The 25,450-nt window shown below is 41.8% G+C and carries 27 protein-coding genes and 1 pseudogene; 5 read left to right on the top strand and 23 right to left on the bottom strand.

Annotated elements, in window-relative coordinates:
• Positions 1-34: 34 nt before the first annotated feature.
• From C5695_RS05970 to C5695_RS05950, 5 genes are all read right to left on the bottom strand, one after another.
• Positions 35-1,057, bottom strand: coding sequence for an ABC transporter ATP-binding protein (locus C5695_RS05970; protein WP_117729946.1), 1,023 nt, complete (start codon positions 1,055-1,057; stop codon positions 35-37).
• Positions 1,054-2,034 carry an ABC transporter ATP-binding protein gene (locus C5695_RS05965; RefSeq protein ID WP_117729945.1) on the bottom strand — a complete coding sequence of 327 codons (981 nt, stop codon included), beginning with the start codon at positions 2,032-2,034 and terminating at the stop codon, positions 1,054-1,056. The genes C5695_RS05970 and C5695_RS05965 overlap by 4 nt, the downstream gene beginning before the upstream one ends.
• A gap of 160 nt (positions 2,035-2,194) precedes the next feature.
• Positions 2,195-2,998, bottom strand: coding sequence for a DUF2268 domain-containing putative Zn-dependent protease (locus C5695_RS05960; protein WP_117729944.1), 804 nt, complete (start codon positions 2,996-2,998; stop codon positions 2,195-2,197).
• A gap of 77 nt (positions 2,999-3,075) precedes the next feature.
• Positions 3,076-4,317, bottom strand: a complete 1,242-nt coding sequence (gene fabF / locus C5695_RS05955) for a beta-ketoacyl-ACP synthase II (protein ID WP_117729943.1) — start codon at positions 4,315-4,317, stop codon at positions 3,076-3,078.
• Positions 4,318-4,338: 21 nt separating this feature from the next.
• Positions 4,339-5,277: a beta-ketoacyl-ACP synthase III gene (locus tag C5695_RS05950; RefSeq protein ID WP_117729942.1), complete on the bottom strand. Its 939-nt coding sequence runs from the start codon at positions 5,275-5,277 to the stop codon at positions 4,339-4,341.
• Between the two features lie 169 nt (positions 5,278-5,446).
• Between C5695_RS05950 and C5695_RS05945 the strand changes: the two genes are divergently transcribed.
• Positions 5,447-5,680, top strand: a complete 234-nt coding sequence (locus tag C5695_RS05945; RefSeq protein WP_117729941.1) for a hypothetical protein — start codon at positions 5,447-5,449, stop codon at positions 5,678-5,680.
• A gap of 10 nt (positions 5,681-5,690) precedes the next feature.
• Here C5695_RS05945 and C5695_RS05940 read toward each other — a convergent pair whose 3' ends face one another.
• The 4 genes from C5695_RS05940 to C5695_RS05925 all read right to left on the bottom strand — a co-directional run bounded on the left by C5695_RS05940 (position 5,691) and on the right by C5695_RS05925 (position 8,346).
• Positions 5,691-5,888, bottom strand: a complete 198-nt coding sequence (locus tag C5695_RS05940; RefSeq protein ID WP_117729940.1) for a ComZ family protein — start codon at positions 5,886-5,888, stop codon at positions 5,691-5,693.
• A 10-nt stretch (positions 5,889-5,898) separates the two neighbouring features.
• Positions 5,899-6,861 (bottom strand): BMP family ABC transporter substrate-binding protein, encoded by a 963-nt coding sequence (locus C5695_RS05935; protein ID WP_117729939.1) that lies wholly within the window; start codon positions 6,859-6,861, stop codon positions 5,899-5,901.
• Between the two features lie 90 nt (positions 6,862-6,951).
• A complete protein-coding gene (locus tag C5695_RS05930) occupies positions 6,952-7,530 on the bottom strand; it encodes a nad binding enzyme (RefSeq protein ID WP_117729938.1) in 579 nt (192 codons plus the stop codon).
• A gap of 75 nt (positions 7,531-7,605) precedes the next feature.
• Positions 7,606-8,346 carry an alpha/beta fold hydrolase gene (locus tag C5695_RS05925; RefSeq protein ID WP_117729937.1) on the bottom strand — a complete coding sequence of 247 codons (741 nt, stop codon included), beginning with the start codon at positions 8,344-8,346 and terminating at the stop codon, positions 7,606-7,608.
• Between the two features lie 211 nt (positions 8,347-8,557).
• On the opposite strand from C5695_RS05925, the gene C5695_RS05920 reads away from it, so the two are divergent.
• On the top strand, positions 8,558-8,752 hold the full coding sequence (locus tag C5695_RS05920; protein ID WP_117729936.1) for a YjzD family protein: 195 nt from the start codon (positions 8,558-8,560) through the stop codon (positions 8,750-8,752).
• 117 nt (positions 8,753-8,869) lie between these two features.
• Here C5695_RS05920 and C5695_RS05915 read toward each other — a convergent pair whose 3' ends face one another.
• The 13 genes and pseudogenes from C5695_RS05915 to C5695_RS05855 all read right to left on the bottom strand — a co-directional run bounded on the left by C5695_RS05915 (position 8,870) and on the right by C5695_RS05855 (position 23,344).
• Positions 8,870-10,135, bottom strand: a complete 1,266-nt coding sequence (locus C5695_RS05915) for an MFS transporter (protein ID WP_117729935.1) — start codon at positions 10,133-10,135, stop codon at positions 8,870-8,872.
• 170 nt (positions 10,136-10,305) lie between these two features.
• Positions 10,306-10,485 (bottom strand): YjzC family protein, encoded by a 180-nt coding sequence (locus C5695_RS05910; protein ID WP_008348517.1) that lies wholly within the window; start codon positions 10,483-10,485, stop codon positions 10,306-10,308.
• Positions 10,486-10,585: 100 nt separating this feature from the next.
• On the bottom strand, positions 10,586-11,536 hold the full coding sequence (gene argF, locus C5695_RS05905) for an ornithine carbamoyltransferase (RefSeq protein WP_117729934.1): 951 nt from the start codon (positions 11,534-11,536) through the stop codon (positions 10,586-10,588).
• On the bottom strand, positions 11,533-14,613 hold the full coding sequence (locus tag C5695_RS05900; protein WP_117729933.1) for a carbamoyl-phosphate synthase (glutamine-hydrolyzing) large subunit: 3,081 nt from the start codon (positions 14,611-14,613) through the stop codon (positions 11,533-11,535). The genes argF and C5695_RS05900 overlap by 4 nt, the downstream gene beginning before the upstream one ends.
• Positions 14,606-15,667 (bottom strand): carbamoyl phosphate synthase small subunit, encoded by a 1,062-nt coding sequence (locus C5695_RS05895; RefSeq protein WP_117729932.1) that lies wholly within the window; start codon positions 15,665-15,667, stop codon positions 14,606-14,608. The genes C5695_RS05900 and C5695_RS05895 overlap by 8 nt, the downstream gene beginning before the upstream one ends.
• Before the next feature lie 69 nt (positions 15,668-15,736).
• On the bottom strand, positions 15,737-16,888 hold the full coding sequence (locus tag C5695_RS05890; protein ID WP_117729931.1) for an acetylornithine transaminase: 1,152 nt from the start codon (positions 16,886-16,888) through the stop codon (positions 15,737-15,739).
• Positions 16,885-17,661 (bottom strand): acetylglutamate kinase, encoded by a 777-nt coding sequence (gene argB, locus C5695_RS05885; RefSeq protein ID WP_117729930.1) that lies wholly within the window; start codon positions 17,659-17,661, stop codon positions 16,885-16,887. The genes C5695_RS05890 and argB overlap by 4 nt, the downstream gene beginning before the upstream one ends.
• 14 nt (positions 17,662-17,675) lie before the next feature.
• Positions 17,676-18,896 (bottom strand): bifunctional ornithine acetyltransferase/N-acetylglutamate synthase, encoded by a 1,221-nt coding sequence (gene argJ / locus C5695_RS05880; RefSeq protein ID WP_117729929.1) that lies wholly within the window; start codon positions 18,894-18,896, stop codon positions 17,676-17,678.
• Positions 18,897-18,917: 21 nt separating this feature from the next.
• Positions 18,918-19,955 (bottom strand): N-acetyl-gamma-glutamyl-phosphate reductase, encoded by a 1,038-nt coding sequence (gene argC / locus C5695_RS05875; RefSeq protein ID WP_187441790.1) that lies wholly within the window; start codon positions 19,953-19,955, stop codon positions 18,918-18,920.
• Between the two features lie 136 nt (positions 19,956-20,091).
• Positions 20,092-20,640 (bottom strand): MFS transporter, encoded by a 549-nt coding sequence (locus tag C5695_RS05870; RefSeq protein WP_117729927.1) that lies wholly within the window; start codon positions 20,638-20,640, stop codon positions 20,092-20,094.
• A pseudogene (locus C5695_RS05865) lies at positions 20,637-22,081 on the bottom strand (FAD-binding protein). Before C5695_RS05865 ends, C5695_RS05870 begins: the two are co-directional and overlap by 4 nt.
• 123 nt (positions 22,082-22,204) lie before the next feature.
• Positions 22,205-22,513, bottom strand: a complete 309-nt coding sequence (locus C5695_RS05860) for a metal-sulfur cluster assembly factor (RefSeq protein WP_003211530.1) — start codon at positions 22,511-22,513, stop codon at positions 22,205-22,207.
• 45 nt (positions 22,514-22,558) lie between these two features.
• On the bottom strand, positions 22,559-23,344 hold the full coding sequence (locus C5695_RS05855; protein ID WP_117729926.1) for an alpha/beta fold hydrolase: 786 nt from the start codon (positions 23,342-23,344) through the stop codon (positions 22,559-22,561).
• A 136-nt stretch (positions 23,345-23,480) separates the two neighbouring features.
• On the opposite strand from C5695_RS05855, the gene C5695_RS05850 reads away from it, so the two are divergent.
• The 3 genes from C5695_RS05850 to C5695_RS05840 all read left to right on the top strand — a co-directional run bounded on the left by C5695_RS05850 (position 23,481) and on the right by C5695_RS05840 (position 24,722).
• Complete coding sequence (locus C5695_RS05850; protein WP_117729925.1) at positions 23,481-24,293, top strand: Cof-type HAD-IIB family hydrolase; 813 nt, start codon at positions 23,481-23,483, stop codon at positions 24,291-24,293.
• A gap of 88 nt (positions 24,294-24,381) precedes the next feature.
• Entirely contained in the window at positions 24,382-24,534 is a 153-nt protein-coding gene (locus C5695_RS05845; protein WP_008348539.1) for a hypothetical protein, read from the top strand.
• Positions 24,531-24,722, top strand: coding sequence for a DUF3813 domain-containing protein (locus tag C5695_RS05840; RefSeq protein WP_024425070.1), 192 nt, complete (start codon positions 24,531-24,533; stop codon positions 24,720-24,722). Before C5695_RS05845 ends, C5695_RS05840 begins: the two co-directional genes overlap by 4 nt.
• Before the next feature lie 260 nt (positions 24,723-24,982).
• On the opposite strand, the gene C5695_RS05830 is transcribed toward C5695_RS05840, so the two are convergent.
• Positions 24,983-25,438, bottom strand: coding sequence for a BsuPI-related putative proteinase inhibitor (locus tag C5695_RS05830; RefSeq protein WP_117729923.1), 456 nt, complete (start codon positions 25,436-25,438; stop codon positions 24,983-24,985).
• Positions 25,439-25,450 lie beyond the last annotated feature (12 nt).

Genomic DNA, 25,450 nt, shown 5'->3' with positions numbered 1-25,450 from the left:
ATCCCCCTCTCAAAGATGAACTCATACAAGCTGATTAAGCGTCGTAGAGGTGGCAGGCAACAAAATGGTTCGTTTTTAATTCCTGAAATGCTGGTATTTTTTCTTTACAAATTTGTTTCGCATGCGGGCACCTTGTGTGGAACACGCAGCCTTTTGGCGGATTTGCAGGACTTGGCAGATCGCCTTGAAGCATGATTCGTTCTCTTTTGACCTGGCCTTTTTTACGGGTAACTGGAACGGATGAAAGAAGTGCTTGTGTATATGGATGGAGCGGCTCATCGTACAGGCTGTGCTTATCGGCAAGCTCCATCATTTTGCCAAGATACATGACGCCCACTCTATCACTAATGTGTCTGACTACACTTAAATCGTGAGAGATAAATAGATACGTCAGGTCAAACTCCTCCTGAAGCTCCTCCATCAAATTAATGACCTGTGCCTGAATGGATACATCAAGTGCTGATACCGGCTCATCTGCGATGATCATTTCGGGATTCATAGCAAGCGCACGAGCGATACCGATTCGCTGCCTCTGCCCACCAGAAAATTCATGGGGGTAGCGGTTTGCAAAGCTCGGGTGAAGACCCACCTTTGATAAAAGCTGTTCTACTTTTTCATTTCTTTCTTTTAAGGAATATAAGTGATGTGTTTTGTAGGGTTCTTTGATGATGCTTCGAAGTGTTTTTCTAGGGTTGAGTGATGCATAGGGATCTTGAAAAACCATTTGGATGTTTTTTCGTGTTGATTGTCTTAGCATTGATTCTGATACGCGGGAGATGTCTTGCCCTTTAAAAAGGATTTGACCTTCAGTTGGCTCATATAAACGAATCATTGTCCGGCCTAATGTCGATTTACCGCATCCTGATTCCCCAACTATCCCTAACGTTTCACCTCTATAAATCTTCAAATCTATGCCGTCAACAGCTTTGACTGCGCCGACTTTTTTCTGAAAGACGCCCGCTTTAATCGGAAAATGTTTTTTGATCTGTTTCAGTTCAAGGATGGTTTCTTTCTCTGTTAGATCTGTTGCCTGTGGTTGATTTTGAGCAAGGGTCATGCTTGATCTGCCTCCTCATATAAGAAGCATCTGACGCTTCTGCCATTTTCAAATGTCCTCAGCTTGGGCAGTTCTCCTAGACAGCGCTCCATCACTTTCGGACATCTTGGAGCAAAGCGGCAGCCGGCTGGAAGCTGATCTGGCGCAGGGACATTCCCTTTGATCGCCGTTAAAGGCTGTATCTCTCCGTCAATGACAGGAATCGATTCAAGCAGCCCTTCTGTGTATGGATGTAGCGGCTCATCAAATAACTCTTCGACGGTCCCATTTTCAACAACCTGTCCGCAGTACATGACAATCACTCGATCTGCCACTTCAGACACGACACCTAAATCATGAGTAATGAGAAGGATCGATGTACCAAATGTCGAGCATAAATCTTTCATCAATGTGAGTACCTGGGCTTGTATCGTTACATCTAGGGCAGTCGTCGGTTCATCTGCAATGAGAAGCTTCGGATCACAGCTTAGCGCAATGGCAATCATCACTCTTTGCCGCATGCCGCCTGATAAACGGTGCGGATAATCTTTGATAATTTGTTCTGGCCTGGAAAAACCAACAAGCTTCAGCAGATCAATCGCCTTTTTGGTCGCTTCTTTTTTTGAAAGTTTTTTGTGGTAAATGAGGATTTCTGTTATTTGCTCCCCGATGGTTAGGACAGGGTTAAGTGAGGTCATAGGTTCCTGAAAGATCATAGATACGTCATTACCACGAATGCTGCATAATTCCTTTTCTCCATATGTAACAAGGTCCTTCCCATCAAGCTTGATGGAACCGTCCATTATTTTTCCACCAGTACCGTTAATCAAACCCATAATGGATAAGGACGTAATGCTTTTACCAGACCCAGACTCACCGACAAGTGCAACAGTTTCTCCTTTGCTAATGCTGAAATCAACGCCATCAACAGCAGGTATAGGCTCTTTTTTTCTAAAAAAATATGTTTTTAAATTTTGCACTTCAAGTAGCGTGCTCATTCATTCGCCCCTTTCTCGATAGATCAATAGAATCGAATAAAATATTCCATGTTTTTAGAATAAAAAGAATTATCAAAATTTATATTTGTATATTATTACATTGTTATGACGAAATCAAGCAGTATTTAGTAAATTTGTAATATGTCACTTTTTATGTGTTTTATTTACTCCATGAGTCTATCGCCTTTAAAAAAGTTTCAGCCGGCTCTGCAATCATTGACTCCTCGCTGATTCGGTGCTCACTGAAATACTTTTTGACGATGTAAAAGCCAGTGGTGTAACCAAGCATTTTGGGGTAGTTCCCTTTTCCATAAAGGAGGTTCTGTATCAGCCTTTCGTCGTCCTGCACTTTTTGATCAAGATGACTGGATACCCATTTCTTATACATGCGCTGAAGCTGCGTTTCGTCATAGAGTGTCGTCCATTTAGCTGTATAGCTATTTCCGTATCTATGATACACAGCATATTCAGCGAGCCCCTCCATGATGATTGTATCAAGGAATGTAAAATCTTTTTCTTCTTTTGTGAGAAAATGCAACCTGCATACATGATGATATTCATGAGTCATTAATGTACCGATACGTTCTTTCGGGGTATTTGGCGACAAAAAGAGAAAAACCTTATCGTCAAATGCCATACCGGATTGATAGTAAAATTGCTCTCTAATTTCTCTGCTGCTCTCATTGACTGGTAAAATAAAGACCGGAATGTCTGGACCTTTCCACTGCTTTTGTAGCGTTTGGTATTCTTTCATGACGAGCTGGAAGTACCCTTTTTCTTTGAGCTTGTCGATCATGTCTTTGCACGGTCTAAAGGATCGAATCATGCCATGATGCTGCAGGTGAGAGAGAATAGAGGACCATTCCTTTTCCTCCGCCCCTTTAAAATAAGGAACAAAGCGCGTCGCAAGCTCCTGAAATGATGATGATTGATGAATGAGATATTGTGTATTGACTAGACCCATACCGCTAAACACCTCCATTTTCATCATATGCAAAAAAGCGGCGATCTGTTTATGGATCGCCGCTTTTTTAGGAAATATTACGCTTCGTATTTTTTAAAGATAATTGTCGCATTATGTCCGCCGAAACCAAGTGAGTTACTTAAAGCCACTTGTACTTCTTTTGAACGTGCTTCATTCGCCACATAATCAAGATCACATTCTTCATCCGGTGTTTCAAGGTTAATGGTTGGAGGAATGACACTGTCTTTGATTGCAAGAACAGAGAAAATAGCTTCTACTCCACCTGCTGCGCCAAGTAAGTGACCTGTCATAGATTTTGTCGAACTGATGGCAAGCTGATTCGCATGCTCTCCGAACACTTCTTTAATCGCCATTGTTTCAAATTTATCATTGTAAGGTGTGCTTGTTCCGTGAGCATTGATATAATCAATTTCTTCCACAGACAAACCAGCATCCCGAAGAGCTTCCTTCATTGCGCGAACGCCGCCTTCTCCGTTTGGAGCTGGTGCTGTAATATGATACGCATCTCCAGTTGAACCATATCCAACAATTTCTGCATAGATCGTCGCACCACGTTTTAACGCATGCTCTAATTCTTCAAGAACGATAACTCCAGCACCCTCACCCATCACAAATCCGTCACGGTTTTTGTCAAATGGACGGCTTGCTGTCTTCGGATCAGGATTTGTCGAAAGGGCTTTGTTCGCACAGAAGCCAGCAAACGACATTTTTGTTAATGGCGCTTCTGTTCCGCCTGTGATCATCGCATCTGCATCTCCGCGCTGAATGACCTTAAATGCATCACCAATTGAGTTTGTACCTGTTGCACATGCTGTGACAGTACAAGAGTTAACTCCTTTTGCGCCAAGTGCAATTGAAATTTGGCCTGTTGCCATATCTGGAATCATCATTGGGACGAAGAATGGGCTTACGCGTCTTGCCCCTTTATTTGAATACACTTCAAACTGCTCTTCAAATGTTTCAAGTCCGCCAATTCCAGAGCCCACCCATACACCAACACGCGGTGCGATTTCATCTGTGATTTCAAGACGTGAATCTTCTAAAGCCTTTTGAGCAGCAACAACTGCATATTGCGTAAAGCGTGCCATTTTTCGCGCTTCTTTTTTCTCCATGTAATCTTCAATGTTAAAATCTTTTAGTTCTGCAGCCACTTTAGCGGTATATTCACTTGAATCGACACGTGTGATTGGTCCAACTCCTGATACACCAGCTAAAGCATTTTTCCATGTTGACTCTACATCGTTGCCAAGAGGTGTCAAAGCACCTAATCCTGTAACAACTACTCGTTTTTTATCCATTAATCTGTGCACCTCACTCTTTTATCGGCCCCATCGCATAGCGATTGCGCCCCACGTTAATCCGCCACCAAAACCAACCATTACAATCACATCACCGTCATGAATTTTTCCGGCTTCGATTTCTTCACATAGTGAAATTGGAATGGATGCTGCTGATGTGTTTCCATATTTATGGACCGTCTTCGACATTTTTTCAACCGGAAGCTCTAAGCGTTCACGTGCTGCTTCCATAATACGAATATTTGCTTGATGAGGGATCAAGAAATCAACGTCTTCTTTTGATAGTCCAGCTTTTTCGATGACATTCACACTTGACTCGCCCATTTGTCTTACAGCAAATTTAAATACTTCTCGTCCATTCATGATTGTATGATCTTTTTCATCTAAGTACAAGTGCTTCCCGCCGCTTCCATCGGCTCCAAGTTCAAATGACAGAATTCCTTTGCCTTCGCTGACTTCTCCTAACACGGCAGCTCCAGCTCCATCTCCAAACAAAACAGCTGTATTGCGGTCATCCCAGTCGGTAATGCGAGAAAGTTTTTCAACGCCAACGACAAGCACGTGCTTGAAAGTTCCTGATTCGATAAATTGTTTTCCAGTAACAAGCCCATACATAAAGCCAGCACACGCAGCGCTAATATCCATTGCACATGCTTTATGTGCACCGAGCTGCTCTTGAATCATACAAGCGACTGTCGGAAATGCTTGATCTGGCGTGACTGTCGCCACAAGAATCATATCGATATCTTCTGCAGCCACATCTGCTTCAGCTAATGCTTTTTTTGCAGCAGCGAGCGCCATATGAGATGTATTGACATCATCAGAAGCAATTCTTCTTTCTTCTATACCTGTTCTAGTACGAATCCACTCGTCAGAAGTTTCAACCATTTTTTCTAAATCATGATTTGTTAATACTTTTTCAGGTATATAGCGGCCAAGGCCAATAATTCCAGCATTCATTGAATAAGACTCCTTTTACTCATACGAGCATGTGATATTGTGATCTTATATTAGTATCTGGTACTAATTTTACCTTATTTTTTTCTCCTTGGCAATACAAACGTCTAACCTTTCCTCTCACATTTTTCATAGAGTATTGATATACCATTAGTAGAAAGGAACATGTGATATGGCGCAAAAAGATATTTTCTCAGCTATGATGTTTGGTCAGCCGCTTGAAAAGGAGAAAAGCAAGACAGAAGCAAAGGAGGAACGTGTGGAGACATCTTCAAGTGAAGACTCCATTGACTACATGCATGTCATGAATCAAATTGGAAACATTATGAACTCCATCGATGAGCTGAAGCCTGTGTTTAAAGATGTTGGTCCAATGATTAGTGCCTTCAAGAAAAAATTATCATGAAAAAAAGCCACTATTCTGTGGCTTTTTCTGATTCTGCATCTGCTTTTCCAAGCTCATATGCCTCTTGCATGACAGATGTAAACAATGATAGAAGCGGTTGAAGAGCTTCTGGGTCAAGCTGAATACCTACTTTATCTAATTCTTCTTTTGCCTTCGGAAAATATTTCATGGCAATTTGTAAAAACTCCATCGATTTTTCGTGCTGCATCGTCGTATCCTCACTTTTCATTTGGCAGTTTGCCAGTTTTTTTGTAAGAAGCAATATCACTTTCAATGTCTTTCACAAAAGCACGGTCAATGGTGGAACTAAATTTACCCATTTCGATCACTCCTTCTTTAAAGTCAAAGGAGTACTCATCCTGTTCATTTAGCTTGCCTTCATTAAACTTCTTCGCAATAATACTGTACGCTTTATCCACATGCTGTACTGTGCTTGTTAAGACGGTATGACTGCCGAGATTGGATTGATCGGTGACATATCCGATCGCTGATAAATTATCGGCTTTGATTTGTTCAATGACAGGGATATTATAACCATCACCTGCTGGATACACAACATCTACGCCCTGCTTTTTCAATTTTTGATAGAGCGTCACGGCTTTGTCAGCATCATCCCAGTTTTCGACAAAGTCAGCCAGCACTTGTACATGTTCATCTTGATATTTTGCACCTTTGATAAAGCCATCTACTTCGCTTTGCCAATCATATGTAGCAAGAATACCAATCTTTTTTGTTTTTGACATATGCGCTGCTGTCATGCCTCCGAAAAAGCCCATCGCTTCTCCTTTAAACGTCACATTCGTGACATTGTCCGCCTGAGGCTTGTTTCCATTTACCGTGATAAATTGTGTTTTCGGATAATCTTCACTGATTAAGTTGAAAATTTCGCTGTATTCATTGCCATGGCCAATAATCAAATTGACTCCTTTTTTGTGGAATTCTTCAATGGCATCAACGATTTTCTCTTTGTCGACCATTCCTTCCTTATAATAAACATCTACACCAAATGTTGATTGAATATTTAATAAGCCTTTATAACCTTTCGTTCCCCAAACTTGATCATTAATTGTATCGGGGACGAGTAAACCCACCTTCTCAATATGTCCTTTTAAAGGTGCCTGTGAGCAGGCAGATAATAGGAGAAGGAACGAAAAGATCATGACAAGCCGCTGATACTTCATGCCATGTTCAACTCCCTTTGCCACATGCAGGCATGAACCTGTATGTTAAATATAGGTTTATTTTATACTGAAAAAAGATAAGATGGAAGATCATTCTTGCTTTTTGTCGAAAAATGTTGAGTTTTGTCTTTTCCATTCTGCGATCATTTCTTCTGCTTGTTTGTCATCCGTTTGTCTTTTAACTTTCAATTTATGTGTCTTTTCTTCTATTCGGTTCGTTCCCGCTGCCCACTTGAACAAATCCTTTGCCACATCTTCTACAAAAAACGCTTCATCATCTTGCATGGCTCTTTCTTTTTTAAGTGTCCATGGTCCAAACATGCGAGGAAGAATCACAGCCGGCACATCCTGTTTGGTCGATTCGTCTCCGGGTTGTTCGCAAAGAATCCGGTAGATGCCTTGCCTTGCTTTGATGTCTTCCTGTCTTTGATCTGGTTCCTGTGATTGAATAAAGATTAGATCATACGTGTCTTTTCCATCCTGTAGGTCAATGACACGGAAAAGATCATTTCTGCCGAGCCACATCATTCGCTCTTCTAATAACATCTTTTGCTCTTTTGTATGATCATTCGGACATGTGATATCTACTTGAATGCCCTCTTTCATCATGTATTCACACAGCGCTAGGCCAAAAAATTCATCTGCCCCTATGATCAATCCTGTCTCCATGTTCATGTCCCCTTTTTTAGCTTATCGAATAAAAAGAAGAGCCCTTTCTATGAAGGGCTGTTATCATCCTATTCATCATAATTCTCTTTCATGCGATTTATAAAACTTGTGAATGGATTGAAAGATCCTTCTCGGGTGATCAAACATATGCAAGGTGAGATCGATCTGACAATGTTCTGAATCCTTCATATGCTGGTCAATAAAAGGCTTTGCATGCAGCTCATATGCATACGGTGCGCCGTTTAATCTTTGCCAAATATGGATCGGTACATGAGCAGAATGAACAGGGCAAGCTGGGAGCGGGTACGTTTCCGCTTCCTTTTCAGAGCAGCCGTAGCTTTGCGCTAATTCTTTGATCAGCTGTTTATAGAAGAATTTGTGTTCCTTTTCTCTTTCTCGTTGTGCATAGAGATTCAGGCATGGGTTCACCATCGCAATGGACCTTAGCACTTCTGGCATCTCTTCTGCAAGGCTCATGGCAACGAGTGCACCCATCCCCTCTGCCAGCACATGAATTTCTCGGTTTAATATTTCTTGTTTTAACGTCTGATGAACGAGCTGTTTTGCACTAAAAACAGCATCTTCGCATCCCCAGTGATTCCCGTGAAGATGACTATTAAACAATGTATATCCTTCATCCTTTAAGGCAGTTAAAAGCTGGTTTCTTCCATAGTGCTGAAGCCAGAATGATGTATTTTCCTGCACAAAGTGATTTCGGTCACCGAGGATAAGAATGCCAAAGCCATTTGGTTTTTGAGGAAGGTGAATGACGTTCCACTGGGAACCGAGCTGAAAAAAACGTTCGCTTACACCCATATGGCCAGCCTCCTTTCAGTGATTCTGCTTTCTATGATATGAACAACAACTCTTGCAGGAATAAGGAAATGCCCTAAAGACGAAGAATTCTTTTTATTTTTATAGCAGAAGATCTTAAAATGGTCACATAAAGGCTTAAAACAGTCTTTTCCCCTCACTCATATCTATGGTATGATATTCAATAGATTGTTACATAAAGGACGGTGGGATTATGCGATACATTATCACCCTCATTTGGACTTTTCTGCTGACACATATGGCTGGTTACATCGTTGCCTCGATGAATGGCGCTACTTATGACTTTACTTTGACTTCTATTCTTGCAGTGGTGTTTACGGTTATTTTATTCATCTTTGCTGAAGTAAGTCCAATGAAAGAAACGGAAAGTTCAACAAAACACTCTTAACATGTAAGAGATGACTGCTGAAAAAGAGCTAAAATGATGTTGATTTTAGCTCTTTTTCTTTTTAATCGAAAAGCGGTACGTTAAAACCCCCTGTAGCCACAGGGGGTTTTTGATCGTCTACACCTCGACGGTTTCGGATTTCTGTTTGTCTGCTGTCAAATGGCTTTTCGCAAGCCCTGTAAACAGGAAAATCGCGATACCTGATAAAATTTCAAGAACCCCGCCGCCAGCAATGACGGGACCTGCTCCAAATTTTTCTGCCAGAACGCCTGATACAACAGCCGCAAGCGGAAGAAAAACATTTGATGAAGCATTGATCACGGCGTATACTTGCGGCTGATCATCCTGGTCGACAGACGTTTGAATAATGACCATTTCCGGCACATTGATTGCACTAACGGCGGCACCGAATATAAAGGAAGCAAGTAAAACGACCGGCAGCCACGTACTCATTCCTGTGATAAAGAATGCAGCCCCTTCAATCATACCAGCGACAATAAAGAACAAACCAAATCTCTTAATTTTCACCTTCGCCAGAGCAAAGCCCATCATAAATGCGCCGACTGCTGCAACACCTCTTAAAATGGAATACACCATGGAATCGCTTTGCAGTGCTTCTGCTACGTATACAGCAGATAGCGCCTGCCACGGAGCTGCGGCGACATTCATTAAAATACAATACAGCGTTAATGCGAATAAAATGTGATGATTTTTGACGACGAGAAAACCTCTTTTTAAGTTATACAAATATGTATTCTTTGCTTGTTTAATGCCTGCTGCATTTCCTTCATCGGTTTTCTTTAGTTTAACACCGATAATAAACAGGCCGGATATGATGAATAAGGCAGTGGTGATAAGCAGTGTATCTGCAGGACCAATTAATTTGACCAAGAGACCTGCCACCATAACCGCTGCAAGTGCGACAATCTCAAAAGAAGATTGCAGGATCGCATTTGCTTTTTGAATCAGATGCTTTGGAACAATCTGCGGTAAAATCGCTACAGAGGCTGGATTATATGCTGCACCTGTTGCCGATTGAATCACCATTAATGAGATCAATAACCATAGAGGCAATAGATGCGAAAAATGCAGTAACGGAATAATGAGTACAATTGTTGCTCGAACGACGTCTGAAGCGAACATCCATTTAGACAAATGGTGCTTTTTCATAAGAGGTCCTAGTATTGGGGCTAGCAAAGATGAAGGAAGAACAGTTACTGCTAGGAGAAGTCCTGTACCGAGCGCTCCATCCCCTCTCAAAATTAATAGCCAAAGGACGGATGTAAAAGCAAAACTTTCTCCTGTGTTTTTAATGAGTCTTGATATGAATAATGAGGTGAAGCGTTTATTCCAAACACTTTCACTAAGATTCGTCTTTTCCATCACACAAATCCTTTCAACAAATTAATTACAATTACATATTTTACCTTATATTCTCTTTTTTTCATACTATTAATTTGAAAATTTGAACTTAATTGTTTTTTATTATAAAGAAAAAAGAGGCATGACACATGCCTCTAAAGACTTATTCCAACCGACTCTTAGTCAATTGCTTATGGTTTTCTCTGGTAAGTCCAAACACGGTTATGGTTCGAGTTATCCGGAAAGACGTCGCCTGCTTTAAGCTTAATCTTTAAAGGATCTTTCACCATACTGCCGGTTTCACCGATCTCAATGTACACACCATTATTTGGTGCTTTATTCCCTGATTTAAACTGATGCTGCTGACCCATTTCCATCCTCCTTTCTCGATGATGTTATTATGTCCCGTCACACGTCTCTCCTATCCCTTATGCAAAAAGTCCCTGCTCCTACGAGTCAGGGACTTTGCATTTATTTGGTTTGTTGATACATGAGCTCTTTGATCAACGCTTTTTGCACATGCAGACGATTTTCTGCCTGCTGAAATACTTTTGAATGCGGCCCGTCAATAATGTCTGCCGTCACTTCTTCTCCGCGGTGCGCCGGGAGACAATGAAGGAAAATATAGTCCTTTGCTGCATGACGCATTAGTTCGTCATTGACTTGGTATTCTTTAAATTCAGCCAGGCGTTTCTCTGTTTCTGCTTCCTGCCCCATGCTTGTAAACACATCGGAATAAATGACATCTGCATCTTGGACAGCCGCGATAGGATCTGTCGTAACCACGACTTCTGCGCCTGATTGTTTTGCAAACTCACGTGCCGTGCTCGTCACTTCTTGAAGGGGTTCATAGCCTTTTGGTGATGCAACGGCAATGTCACAGCCTAGCTGCGCACAGCCAACCATCAAGGAGTGAGCCACGTTATTTCCATCCCCAATATAGGCTACTTTAATTCCTTTTAATGTTCCTTTTGCTTCTTTAATTGTCAATAAATCAGCTAGTGCCTGACATGGGTGGGAGTAGTCAGTCAGCCCATTGATGACCGGAATGGACGCGTATTGCGCCAGCTCCTCGACCTTCTCATGTTCAAAGGTTCGAATCATAATGCCATCTACATAGCCAGACAGTACCTGTGCTGTATCACTGATTGTTTCTCCTCTGGCGATTTGCAAATCATTTGAGCTGAGGAAGAGCGCATGTCCTCCTAGCTGCGTCATTCCTGCTTCAAACGATACACGGGTTCTTGTGGACGATTTTTCAAAAATCATCGCTAATGTTTTCCCTTTGAATAAATCTTGATATGGGTTTTGTTTCATTTCTTCTGCTTTTTCAATTAAATAGGCAATGTCATTGATTGAGAAATCTTTTAACGATAAAAAGTCTTTTCCGTATAATGCCGGTTGCACGTCAACTTGACTCATGCCGTCACTTCCTTTTTGTATAATTCTTGGAGCGATACTGGTGATACATCTCCATTTTTTCCTTGCAGGAATGCTTGAACTGTTTCATATTCGGTTAGGACTTGGACGCCATGTGTGAGTGCTTTTACACGCTGCTCTTTTGCCTCTTCATCCTCTCCTAAATGGATATGAAGGGATTTGTCTTCGTGTTGCAGCCAAGTTTCAAAACTGTCTGTCCAGACGTCAAAGCCTGCTTGTTTCGCTTCATCTACCAATTGGTCACTGCCTTTTATAAAGAGGCTGCCTTTCTGATGCCAAATTGACGCAAACACTTTTTTCAACGCACTTTCGATGTTCTTGCCTACACACATGCCTTCTCCTGTCGCTTTCATTTCAGGTGTCAGCTTTAAGTCGACATCCTGAATGGCATGGGATGAGAAGACTGGGAATTTGACCGCTGTTCCCCCTTCGTTTTTCGTTGAAGGGTTTAGCTCTGCAAGCGTCGCACCCGCTAATAATTGAGTCGCCATCGGAATCATATCAATGCCCATTATCTTGCTGACAACTGGAACTGTTCGACTTGCCCGCGGATTTACCTCTAGTACGAGCGCTTGATCCCCTTTAATCACAAATTGGATATTCATAATGCCCTTAAACGCTAATTTCTTTGCTATTTGTTCAGACGCAGTATGCACTTGCTGTTTCATGTCTTCACTGACGGAGACACTTGGTAAAATGGCAAAGCTGTCACCTGAGTGGACGCCCGCTTTCTCAATATGCTCCACGATCGTTGGAATGAAGGTCGTTTTCCCGTCAGAAATAAGATCCACTTCAACTTCTTTTCCAGTGACATATTCATCAATTAAAATCGGGTACGGCAAATGATCTGGCTCGTCAAGCAGTGACGTCAAATGCGCTTCTGACTGGACAACTATCATTCCCATTCCGCCAATGACATACGATGGGCGAATTAACACAGGATAACCGATGCTTTTGGCATGCGTGAGTGCTTCTTCTTTTGAATGAGCTGTATCTCCTTTTGCATGAGGAAGATTCAGTTCATCAAGAAGCTGATAGAACAAATCACGATCTTCCAGTGCATCTAGCGTGTCAAAGGATGTCCCCAGCAACGTGACACCGGCTTTTTCTAGGCCTTCTGCTACGTTGATGGCAGTCTGCCCGCCAAATTGAACGATGACGAAATCAATTTGCTCTGCTTCCACCACATTTAAAATGTGTTCTAATGTAATTGGTTCGAAATATAAACGATCTGCGATCTCATAATCAGTACTGACCGTTTCTGGATTGTTGTTCATCATAATGGTTTCAAATCCAAGCTTTTGCAGGGTAAGAACGCCATGAACCGCACTATAATCAAACTCGACTCCCTGCCCAATTCGAATCGGACCAGAGCCAATGATGAGTGCACGCTGTTTTGTTTTCTTCTGATACTCTCCATCACTTTTGCCAAAGTATGTCGAATAGAAGTAGTTCGTTTTGGCATCAAATTCTGCCGCACATGTGTCGACAATTTTAAATGAAGCCGAAATGCCATATTCTTGACGAAGCTGTCTAATGGCCTCTTCACTATGCCCTGTAAGAAGAGCGATTGTTTCATCAAGGAAGCCCTTTTCCTTTACCTTTTTTAAGGTGTCTTTGGATAGCGTTCCCTCATGTTCCTTCAATTCCTGTTCGAGTGTGATCATATTCTTGAATACATGTAAGAAGAATAGATCGATTTTCGTCGTTTGATGAATCTCTTCAACCGTTTCCTGTCTTGAAAGAAGCTCCATTACAGCGAAAAAACGACGATCATCAGGTGTTTTGATGAGTTCAAATAGTTGTTCAGTCGTTTGTCCTCTCAATTCTGGCAGGTAGAAACCTTTTGTTTTCATTTCAAGGGATGCGACGGCTTTTTGAATGGCTGACTCTAAATTACGGTCAATCGCCATGACTTCTCCAGTGGCCTTCATTTTTGTGCCTAATTGACGGTCTGCCTGCTTAAATTTATCAAACGGCCAGCGCGGGAATTTCACGACGACATAATCGAGTGCCGGCTCAAAACTAGCATAAGTTGTGCCTGTGAGCGGGTTTTTCAGTTCGTCTAGTGTATAGCCTACCGCAAGCTTTGCCGCCATTTTAGCAATCGGATAGCCTGTTGCTTTTGAGGCAAGAGCGGATGAACGGCTGACCCGAGGATTGACCTCAATGACAAAGTATTCTTTACTGAGTGGATCAAGGGCGAATTGGATGTTACAACCGCCAACTACATCCAGTGCTGAAATGATTTTCAAACTCGCTGAACGAAGCATTTGATAATCTTGGTCCGTTAATGTTTGGGAAGGTGCAACGACAATCGAGTCTCCGGTATGCACACCAACTGGATCGATATTTTCCATGTTACATACTGTGATGCACGTATTTTGACGGTCTCTCATGACCTCATATTCGACTTCTTTAAAGCCAGCGATGCTTTTTTCAACTAAACACTGATGAATCGGGCTCGCTAAAAGGGCTCCTTCAATGAGCGGTTTAAACGCTTCTTCTGTTAAAGCAATTCCGCCACCCTTTCCTCCAAGTGTGTATGCTGGTCTTAGGATGACTGGGAAACCTACTTCTTTTGCAAATTGAAGGGCATCTTTCGCATTATCCACAATTTCACTATCTGGCACAGGTTCGTTCAACTGCTTCATGAGAGCACGGAATTTCTCTCGATCTTCACCGTTTTCAATTGTTTCAACTGACGTTCCGAGCAGGGTTACCCCGTGCTTTTTCAGCACACCGGCTTTTTCGAGCTCGACAGCAAGGTTTAAAGCGGTCTGTCCGCCAAGGTTGGCTAAAAGACCATCTGGTTTTTCCTTTTCAATGATTCTTGTCACTGAATCAACTGAAAGCGGTTCAAAATAGATTTCATCTGCAAATGATTCGTCTGTCATAATGGTTGCTGGGTTGTTATTAACTAAAATGACTTTGTAGCCCTCTTCTTTTAAGGCCATACATCCTTGTGTTCCTGAGTAATCAAATTCTGCTGCCTGACCAATGATGATTGGACCAGACCCGATGACTAGAATGGTTTGTATGCTTTGATCTTTAGGCATGTGCGACTTCTCTCCTTGCTTGTTTCACTTTCTCAATAAAATCATCGAATACCCATTCACTTTCAGCAGGCCCTGGGTGTGCTTCTGGATGAAATTGGACTGACATAATCAGCTTTTCTTTATGAATGAATCCTTCTACAGACCCATCATTGACATGAAGGAATTTCACGTCTACTTCTTTGTCATTCATGCTTTTTTCATTCACAACATAGCTGTGATTCTGACTTGTCATGAAGACACGTTTGGTTTCTGTATCTTGTACAGGGTGATTTGCCCCGCGGTGGCCAAATGGCAGCTTATACGTATCCCCGCCAAGTGCAAGAGCAATTAATTGATGACCTAAGCAAATACCAAGTGTCGGGAAGGTCATCATGATGTCATGAATGGTGTTTAAATATGGCTTCATGGTTTTGGGATCTCCAGGTCCATTTGACAGCAGAATCGCATCTGGTTTGATCTCAAACACCTTTTCCATCTGTTTGTACGGAAGGACGGTTACTTTACAGCCGCGCGCCTCAAGTGAATCTGCAATTGATTTTTTAAAACCAAAATCAATGAGCACTACATGTTCCTTGCCGCTGCCTTGTGTGTAGATCTCTTCCTCTGTCACCTGTGCGACCACATTGTCTTGTTTCATACCTGGCGGCGTTTCGTTTTCGTCTACACTGATCACAGCATTCATCGTCCCATTTGCCCGGATGTTTTGTACGACTGCACGTGTATCTGCATGTGTCAGAAGCGGAATGTTCCACTTCTGTAAATAATCTTTTAAGCTAACCGCCGCAAGATGATGAGAGAAATGTTCAGCCGCTTCATATACAACGACAGCTTTCACTTGTGGTTTTTTGCTTTCAAAGTCTTCATGATTTATGCCGTAATTTCCGATGAGCGGATATGTGAAAACAATGATTTGTCCCTTATAGGAAGGATCTGTGAGCACCTCTTGATAACCTGTCATCCCTGTAAAGAAAACCACTTCACCTGTCGCGCCAGCTTCTCCTGTCAGATCTCCTTCAAAAGAGGCTCCATCTTCTAAATTTAAATAACCTTTCATGCTTGTGTCACCCCAAATTGAATAATTAGTAATATACATGCATTTTTATGCGTTTTATTGTAAAAAAATTTATACCAGTACGGTTTCATTGGCTAAAACTTGAGTTATCGCTTCTACTGCTTGATCTATTTCTGCTTTTTCTACATTCAGCGGAGGTAATAGACGAATCACATTCGGACCAGCTGGAAGCACTAGTAACCCTTGTTCTCTAAGAGCTGTGATATAATCACCAACTGGCTGATGACATTCAACCCCTGCCATCAATCCTTTTCCCCGTACTTCTTTTACGATATTTAGCTGTTTCAAATCTTGCAGCTTCTCTAATAGGTAAGCACCTTTTTCTTTCACTGCTGAAAGAAACGCTTCTTTGAAAATCTCATCAAGTGTTGCATTCACAGCGGCCATGGCAAGCATGTTTCCACCAAATGTTGTTCCGTGAGAACCTGGTGAGAATGCATCCCCTAAAGCCTTTTTCCCGATGACTGCACCGACTGGAAAGCCATTTCCTAATCCTTTAGCAGCAGAGATAATGTCAGGATCAAGTTCCGTCTGTTCGTATGCAAATGCAGTTCCTGTACGTCCGATCCCCGTTTGAATTTCGTCTACAATCAACAGTGCCTCATGCTTTTGGCAAAACGCTTGAACGGCTTCTAGAAATTCCGCTGTCGCTGGGTTTACTCCACCTTCCCCCTGCACAACCTCTAGCATGACCGCTGCCACATCATTGACTTCACACGCTGACATCGCGGCTGGGTCATTAAATGGTACATAATGAAAGCCTTCTAGCATAGGGCCAAAACCCGTTTTAATTTTATCTTGACCTGTTGCAGCCATACCAGCATACGTGCGCCCATGAAAAGAGTGCAAAAATGTCACGATATTTGTTTTGCCTGTTGCTTTACGCGCTAATTTAATCGCACCTTCATTTGCCTCAGCTCCACTATTGCAGAAAAACACAAGATCCCCTGAACTGTTTGCAGCGAGCTTTTCTGCTGCTTTTTCTTGCAGCTCATTTTCAAATAGATTCGATACATGCCAGACGTGATCAAGTTGCTTCTTGATGGCTTGATTGACCTTTGGGTGATTGTGACCGAGATTTGTGACTGCAATCCCTTGTATAAAGTCTAAATATTTTTTTCCATTTGAATCAACTGCCCAAGAACCAGCTGCCTCTTTAATTTCAATATCCCACCGTCCATACGTTTGAAAAAGATGACTCACAGGACCGCCTCCTTTTGTTTCACAATTCTTGTTCCTTTAAAGATTTCCCCTGTAAAGATACTGCCTTTGCCATTCACGATCATGACTTCATCCACATCTCCCGATAAAGCACTTAAAGCGGATTGTACTTTTGGAATCATTCCCCCGGAAATAATGCCTTCATCAATGAGCGTGAGAGCTTCTTGTTCGGTGACGACATCTAATAGCTCACCATTTTTCAAAATGCCTTCCACATCTGTGACAAACATGAGCTTATCAGCTTTCATCGCTCCTGCGACAGCTGATGCTGCTAAATCAGCGTTTACGTTTAACGTTTGGCATTCTTCTGTCATAGATAGAGGTGCAATGACAGGAATAAAGTGTTTCTCCATTAACGCTTCTGCCATCTCTGGATGAACTTCTTTGATTTCGCCAACATACCCGTACACGTCTTGATCAAGAAAATCAGCGACTAGCATCTGTCCATCTTTCCCAGATACGCCGACAGATGAGATATCGTGCTTTGCGAGCTCTGACACAAAGTATTTATTGACCGTTCCCGAAAGAACCATTTCGGCTACCTCTAACACTGGCTTCGTTGTTTTGCGCTGTCCATCAACAAATTCTGTTTTCACTTCTAATTTTTGCAGCATGCTAGTGATTTCAGGACCTCCACCATGGACGATAGCTAGCTTAAATCCAGCAGCTTGAAGTGAGCGGACATTTTCATAAAAAGTATCTGAAAGTTCTCGAATGACACTGCCTCCACACTTGAACACGATCGTTTTATCCATGTCTATCTCCTTCATTATGTGCGATAGCTCGCGTTAATTTTCACATAATCATAGGTAAGGTCACAGCCCCATGCTGCAGCTTTACCATTTCCCTCATTCATTTGAATTAAAATCGTGATCTCATCCTTCTCTAGATACGCTTTTGCTTCCGCTTCTGAGAATGGCTGTGGTTCATTATGTTTAAACAGACATTGTCCGCCTAAATAGACTTCGACCTCTTCCGGCGTGACGGAAGCTGCACTATGACCAATGGCTCCGACAATACGCCCCCAATTGGCGTCAGTGCCGTATACGGCTGTTTTCACTAGACTTGAACCGACGATTTTCTTCGCTATGATGCCGGCTTCTAAGTTATTTTTAGCACCAGCAACTTGCGCTTCAATTAATTTCGTTGCACCTTCTCCGTCTCTTGCAATCTCTTTGGCTAAATCCTCACAAGCTAGCTTTAATCCTTCTTTGAACAATGGCCATTCAGGATGTTCTTCATTGAGCGCTTCATTTTCTGCCATGCCATTTGCCATGACGAGTACCATATCGTTTGTCGATGTTTCTCCGTCAACGGTAATTTGATTAAAGGTCACATCGGTAATGTCGCGTAGTGCATTTTGCAGAGCTTCTTGTTCGACATTTGCATCTGTCGTCACGAAGCCAAGCATCGTTGCCATGTTCGGATGAATCATGCCAGAACCCTTGGCTGCACCTGAAATGAGAACCTCTTTGCCGTCTATCGTCAAGTTGTATGTTGTATTTTTAATGACTGTATCTGTCGTTAAGATTGCCTCTTCAAAGTGCCCATTTCCTGCTTTGGCTTCTTTCAGCTGCGAGATGCCTTTTTTGACTTTATCCATATCGAGACACTCTCCAATGACACCAGTAGAAGAAACAGCAATGACATCAGGTTCTACCCCTAACATATTTGCGCAGGCTGCCTGCATTTCGTATGCGTCCTTCAAACCTTGCTCACCGGTACATGCATTAGCGATGGCACTATTGACAATGACACCTTTTAGTTGACCTGTCTTTTTTAAGCTTTTCTGAGTGACTTGTAGAGGTGCAGCTTGAAAGTGACTTTGTGTATATACCGCTGCACTCGCTGCCGGCACCTCACTGACAATGAGTCCAAGGTCTTTTTTTGAATAGCGTAATCCAATATGAATCCCCTTCGCTTCAAAGCCTTTTGGTGATGATACGTCACCGTCTATTTTTACAATGCTTTTTTCATTCAATTCGATCATGTTTGTTGTCTCCCCCTGTTCTTATGGATAGAGAGGTGTCATTGTGAGGCCCGCCTCTTCGTCTAAGCCTTTGATGATGTTGAAGTTTTGAACCGCTTGGCCGGCTGCGCCTTTCATGAGATTGTCGATCACAGACACAATCGTGAGTCTGCCTGTACGTTCATCTAAATGAAAGCCAATGTCACAGAAATTACTGCCGTATACTTCCCTTGTTTGCGGATATACCCCGCGATCTCTCACTCTGACAAAATAGGAATCTTCATAAAAGCCTTTCATATGCCTCATCAATTCCTCTTTTGTGATATCTGATTTCAGCTGGGTATACATCGTCGCCATAATCCCCCTTGTCATCGGGACAAGGTGCGTTGAAAATGTGATATTCGCCGTTTGCGGGTTCCATTCTCTTAATATTTGCTCTATTTCAGGTGTATGTTGATGTTCATTTACCTTATAAATTTTGAAGTTGTCGTTGAGCTCTGAAAAATGTGTTCCAAGTGAGGCAGATCGCCCCGCACCAGACACCCCTGTTTTCGCATCTATAATGATCATAGATTCATCGATTAGATTTTGTTTCATCAGCGGTGCTAAACCAAGAAGAACTGCGGTAGGGAAGCACCCTGGGTTTGCAATGACTTCAGCCTGCTCGATTGTTTCACGATTCAATTCCGCTAATCCGTACACAGCTTGTTGAACAGATGTTTGATCAGCTGCCCTTCGTTTATACCAAGCTTCATAAATTGCACCGTCTTGAATGCGCAAATCACCTGATAAATCAATGATGGGCACTCCTTGATTCATGAGCTTCGGTGTGAGTTCGCTTGATACGCCTGCTGGTGTCGCTAAAAACACAGCATCTGTTTCTCGCACAATGGCAGCAGGATCAATGGCTTTTAATGTTTGATCAGCAATAGTTGTCAGATGCGGATAAGATTGACTGTATAATTGCCCATCACCACTTGATGAATACAATATACATTCGTCCACATGTGGATGGTGCTTGAAGATACGAACCAATTCCGCACCACCGTATCCCGTAGCACCTATAATACCTATTTTCAACGTCAATACACCCTCTTGATCTTTGTGAAATTATTTAACATTATAACATGTATAAAAATTAATTCAATTGTATATTTAATATTTATTTTCATTTTTTTCATAAAAAAACCCACATATCTACGTGAGATATGCGGATTTATTTTTTGTTTTTCATCATGATGACCATGAGCGCACTGCATAAATATATGAGGGAGCTTGCATAAAAAATGAAATAAACAGTGAAGAAATCAGCAAACAGGCCGCCTAGCATAATTGCTATCGATGAAAAAAGGGCTGTCCAAAAATGATAGCGGCCGACCTCCTTCATTCTTTTGTTCTCTGTTGTCAGTTCCGTGACGAGCAGTTTTTCCCCGTGCTTTTGAAAGCCGCCTAGTGCACCAAGTGCAAGCTGAATCATATACACTTGCGCAACTTCTGTTATATGCGGAAATAGCAGCAAAAGAAATGCCATACCGAACGAATGAATCATTAAAAAGAGCCGCCTGTCAGTGGTTTCGGGCAGCTTCCCAAGGAGTAAATGAATAAACGCTCCGCTTAAACCAAACAGGCCATAGGCAAGACCAAACTGTGAGTAGCTAGATCCAACATTTTTAATAAAAAGAATGTAAAAAGGGAAAATCAAACTGCTGGCGAAAAACAGCAGACTTTGTGAGTAGACGAACCATTTCATTGCTTTTGCATTCATTGTGTATTGTACCTTTCATAAAAGTAATTGATAAACCTGCCGTCCGGATCTGCTTGCTTTTTCTTTTGAAAGAATACATCGGTTTTAGGATACGCCCGCTTCATTTGTGCTTTCGTTTGATATGGCATGTACGGTAAGTAATAGCTCCCATGGTGCCGCAGGGTGATATCTGTCATTTGCCGAATGATCCGCTCTGCTTCTGCCTTCTCTTCTTTCTCAAAACCATAATTCACTAAAAGAACAAGTGCAAACATATCTTCTTTCGCATATGAGAGATCCGCTTTTTCATTTTTTTGTACGTAGCGGATCGTAATGTTCATTAAATTCAAATCTTCCTGTTGTAAAAAGTGTCTCATTTCATCGATATACGCACGAAAGCGGTCGACTGGGACGAAATATTCCTGTAGTACATCAGTATCAGACTCATTCTCATAGTCTAAAAAAGCAGAATCTGAGCGCATCACATTATTTCTTGTGATTAGCTGATCATTTTGACTTTGGAAATACTTCTTTTGCAAATTCCATAGCAAATCTTTCCCCATATCAAATCTTCTTGAAAGACCGAGCATAAATTTCAATGGCATGACGAGCTGATCTTCCTTTAGCTCTCGATATGGTTCGAGCTCTTGGTGAGATGAGAGAGAGTAGTTCGTTACATACACCTCTTTCAAAAAGTTTGTTTTCGCTGTTGAGATTCTTGCAAGATGCATGCGTACATCTTTATTGTTCTTTACATGCTTTTGAAAATAATCAGTGTATTCATCGTAATTTAGAGAGGTTGTCTCCATTTTATATAATTCATCCTTTGTTAAGGAAAGTTCAACATCTAAAATGACACCAAAGAGCCCATACCCTCCAATAACGGCAGTAAATAGCTCATCGCCTGGCTTCACTGTGATCAACTCACCATCTGCTTTTAACAGTCTGAAAGAACGAACGGTGTCAATGAGTGATCCGTAGCGAATGTCACGTCCATGTGCGTTGGCACTAAGGGAACCGCCAATCGTAAAGATGTTCTGTGATTGCATGACCTTCACTGCAAGTCCATATGGGTTCACATATCTTTGTATATCATCCCATGTAGCACCGCTTTGGACACGGATGGTTTTCTTTTTTTCATCAAACGCTAAAATTGGCGGAATTCTGTCATATCGAGCACGATGCCATTTTCATAATATGTATGTCCGCCCATGCTATGCTGTTTGCCGGCTATTGATATCGGCAGATTTTTTACTTTTGCTTCTTCTACCACTTCTTTTAAAGTGTCTATTTCTTTGCCTTGAACGACTTTTTTTATTTTAACAGGCATGAGATGACTGACATCTGTAAATGCCTCAAGATCTTGTCTTTTGTGTGCTTGACCTTCGCGTATGTTGACGGAAGCAAAGAAGGCTGCACCATATCCCATCAAAACAATGATCCACAACCATTTTCGTTTCATTATAGGTACTCCGTTCTATAAAATTACTTTCATTATATCATTCCATCCTCTTCCTTCATCTTAATATTTCATAAAAAAAACCTGGCATGAGTTCAACTCATACCAGGCCTTTTTCATATGTGCTTATTGAATACCGAGCGCGATCTTTGCGTATCTTGACATTTTGTCTCTTGTCCAAGGTGGATTCCATACGATGTGAACTTCTGTTTCTTTCACTTCTGGAAGATCACTTAATGCTTTTTTCACTTCATCCACGATAACTGGTGCAAGAGGACAACCCATTGATGTTAAGGTCATGGTGATATCTGCTTTTCCATTCTCATCAAGATCGACATCATAGACAAGTCCAAGGTTGACGATGTCGACATTCAGCTCAGGGTCAATCACCTGTTCTAGGGCGCCTAAAATATTTTCTTTCAATGCTTCATCCATGATATCCACTCCTTTTCCATTAGTATAACGTACTTTTTCTTTTGACTAAACGTTTGTGCTTTTCAGATGTGTCACAAACCAGTCAATCGTTTCAAACATTGCTTGTCTTGAAACCTTATGGCCCGCTTGTCCATCTGTGATAAAACGAATCAGATGGGGATCTTGTTTATATTGAGTTGCTGTTAACTCATCATAAAGGGCTTTTGCATGCCGGTAAGGGACAACTGGATCATTTTCTGCATGCCAGAATAACAGCGGTCTTTTGTTTAATCGATCTGTTTGCAGCGTTAAATCATAAGGGCGCAGGGCGTCTAATTGCTGATGGACCTCTTCATCTGTCACATCTTTCATCAACCCTTTGTGACGCATGTCCATGATTTGTGCTTGTAGAAACGTCGTATATTTCGGACTCCCCATCAAGCTGACTGCTGCTTTAATCCAATCATGCTTGGCGAGTGCACCAAAGGTGGTGATCCCGCCCATGGATGTACCCGCAACACCGATCAGATCCGCTTCAATCAATTGTTTTTCTTGAAAATATGTTTTGAGTATATCGATTTCTTGTATTTCGTTCAGGACAATTTCCCAGAACCTTGATGCCAGTTCCTCTAAGCTGAGGTTTTCTGACCTTACACCATGATAAGCACAGTCAGGCAAAATGACTCTCATGCCTTTTTCCGCCAAATGAAAGGCGAAGTGTAAGTTGTGCTCACGCGCACTTGTAAATCCGTGTATAAAAAATACAAGCGGCAGCGGTTTGTCTTTATTTTCAGCTTTTACGATATGTAAAAATGGAATATCGCGCGTAATTTGCTCATCAATGGTGATCACAACCTATGAATCCTCCTTTATCATTCCCGTCTTTGTTTATTTTAACATGTAGACAACAAAGATGTGATAAAGATACACTATAGATAGAGGCGCCGCACGAATTGCCTCCTATCACTTACAGATCAAAGGAGATTTTATGGAGACTAAACCTTATCTAATCGCACTTGACCTGGATGGCACATTATTAAAAGATGATAAAACCATTTCTGCGCACACGCTTGATGTCATTCAAAAAGTGAAAGACAGCGGACATCATGTCTGTATTTCAACAGGCCGGCCATTTCGTTCCAGCTCTCCTTATTATCAGCAATTACAGCTTGATTCACCCATCGTGAATTTTAATGGAGCATTTGTCCATCATCCTCTTGATGAAAAATGGGGCAGATTTCATACATCACTTGATCTTCAAGTCGTTAAACAGCTTGTAGACATTAGTGAGGAATATAAAGTCCACAATGTGTTAGCTGAAGTGTTAGACGATTTGTATTTCCATTATCATGATGAGAAGCTCATTGATATATTTAATATGAATGCAAACAAAGTCACCGTGGGAGACCTTAGGGACAACCTTGGGGAAAATGTAACGAGCGTGTTAATTCATGCAAAAGAAGAGGACGTCGGAGCCATTCGAAGCTATTTATCAGATGTTCATGCAGAAGTGATTGATCACCGGCGATGGGCGGCCCCGTGGCACGTGATTGAGATCATTAAAACAGGTATGAACAAGGCCGTTGGACTGCAAAAGATCAGTGATTATTACGGCGTTCCACAGGAGCGGATTGTGGCGTTCGGAGATGAAGACAATGATTTAGAAATGCTTGAATTTGCTGGATGTGGCGTGGCGATGGGCAACGGAATTGATGCCGTGAAACGCGTTTCAAATGAAGTCACAGATACGAACGAACAAGATGGAATTGCAAAGTTTCTAACGAATTACTTCTCGCTTTAATTTTTCCATTCATACATAACCGAAGGAAGCGGGCATACTACCATTAGGCAGGTTGTCCTGTCAGCTTGTGTAAAGGGGCGGATTCCGAATGGGTAAAAGAAGCAAATCGAAACGCTTTATACAACAAGGTAAAGATTCAGTCAGTCTGCATGATGCACGTTTTCCTTATCGTTCTACGCTTGAAGAAGCTGCGGAGGACAGGGGAAATATGAAGACTGATGCTTCTGGAGGTTCATTGTGAGAAACGAACTTTTTGATCAAGCCAAATCATTTACTGAAGAAGCCCTTACTTCTTCATTTTCATCTGGGTTAGAGCGTCAACAAGCGGTCAAACGAGCCAAAAATGCCGTATCTTCTGCCTTTGCCAATTCAACAGATGCAGAAAGAAACCAGCTGCATACCTTCCAAGACTTGCTCGATGATCTCTAACACAAAAAAAGCTGTCCATTTACTGGACAGCCTCAGATTGTTGACAAAGGCTAAAATGATCTTCATTTTAGCCCTTTGTCTTCTTTTCAGCGTGATAGAAAACCTTTGAAGTCTAGGAAGGACAGCTACTTTTGCGGAGCGAATTTGACATTCGTGAGCACCAGCGCACAGGACTGACACCGAATGCGAGGGTTTGTCTACACGCTGAAGCTGTCCATTTACTGGACAGCTTTTTCTGATTCTCATGAAGCTGAAAGCACTTATTTCACTTGGAACGTTTTCTTTTCCGTGATTTGTTTCAGCCCTTCTGCTTTTCCTTTAAATGTGACGACCACTTCGTACGTTCCTGGCTTGACACCGTTTGACCACGTATCTTGAAAATCATAGGCTTCGCCTTTCTTCAGTACAAAAGATTGGATGGCCTGTGTAAACATTCTGTCTTTCGAATAGCGGTATTGTTCATTTCCGTTCTCGTCATACACGCTGAGCTCAAATTTTTGGCTTGTGTTAAAGGTAAATTCAATATCTCGATTTGATTCATTTTTCACTGACATGTTAAATTGAACCGAAGAATCTTTCTGGATAGGGTCTACTGTGAGTACAACCGTTTTTTCTCCCATTTGACCGGATACCTCCTTGTCTGGTTCATCCTTTTCTTGTTGTCCACAAGCGGCTAAAATCATTAGAACGAAAAAAAGCACCAATCCTTTTTTCATTTGCTACCCACC

The organism is Bacillus pumilus (assembly GCF_003431975.1).
GTDB lineage: Bacteria > Bacillota > Bacilli > Bacillales > Bacillaceae > Bacillus > Bacillus pumilus_N.
Note: the sequence above shows the minus strand (reverse complement) of the source record. Positions and strands in the feature narration are given on the sequence as shown.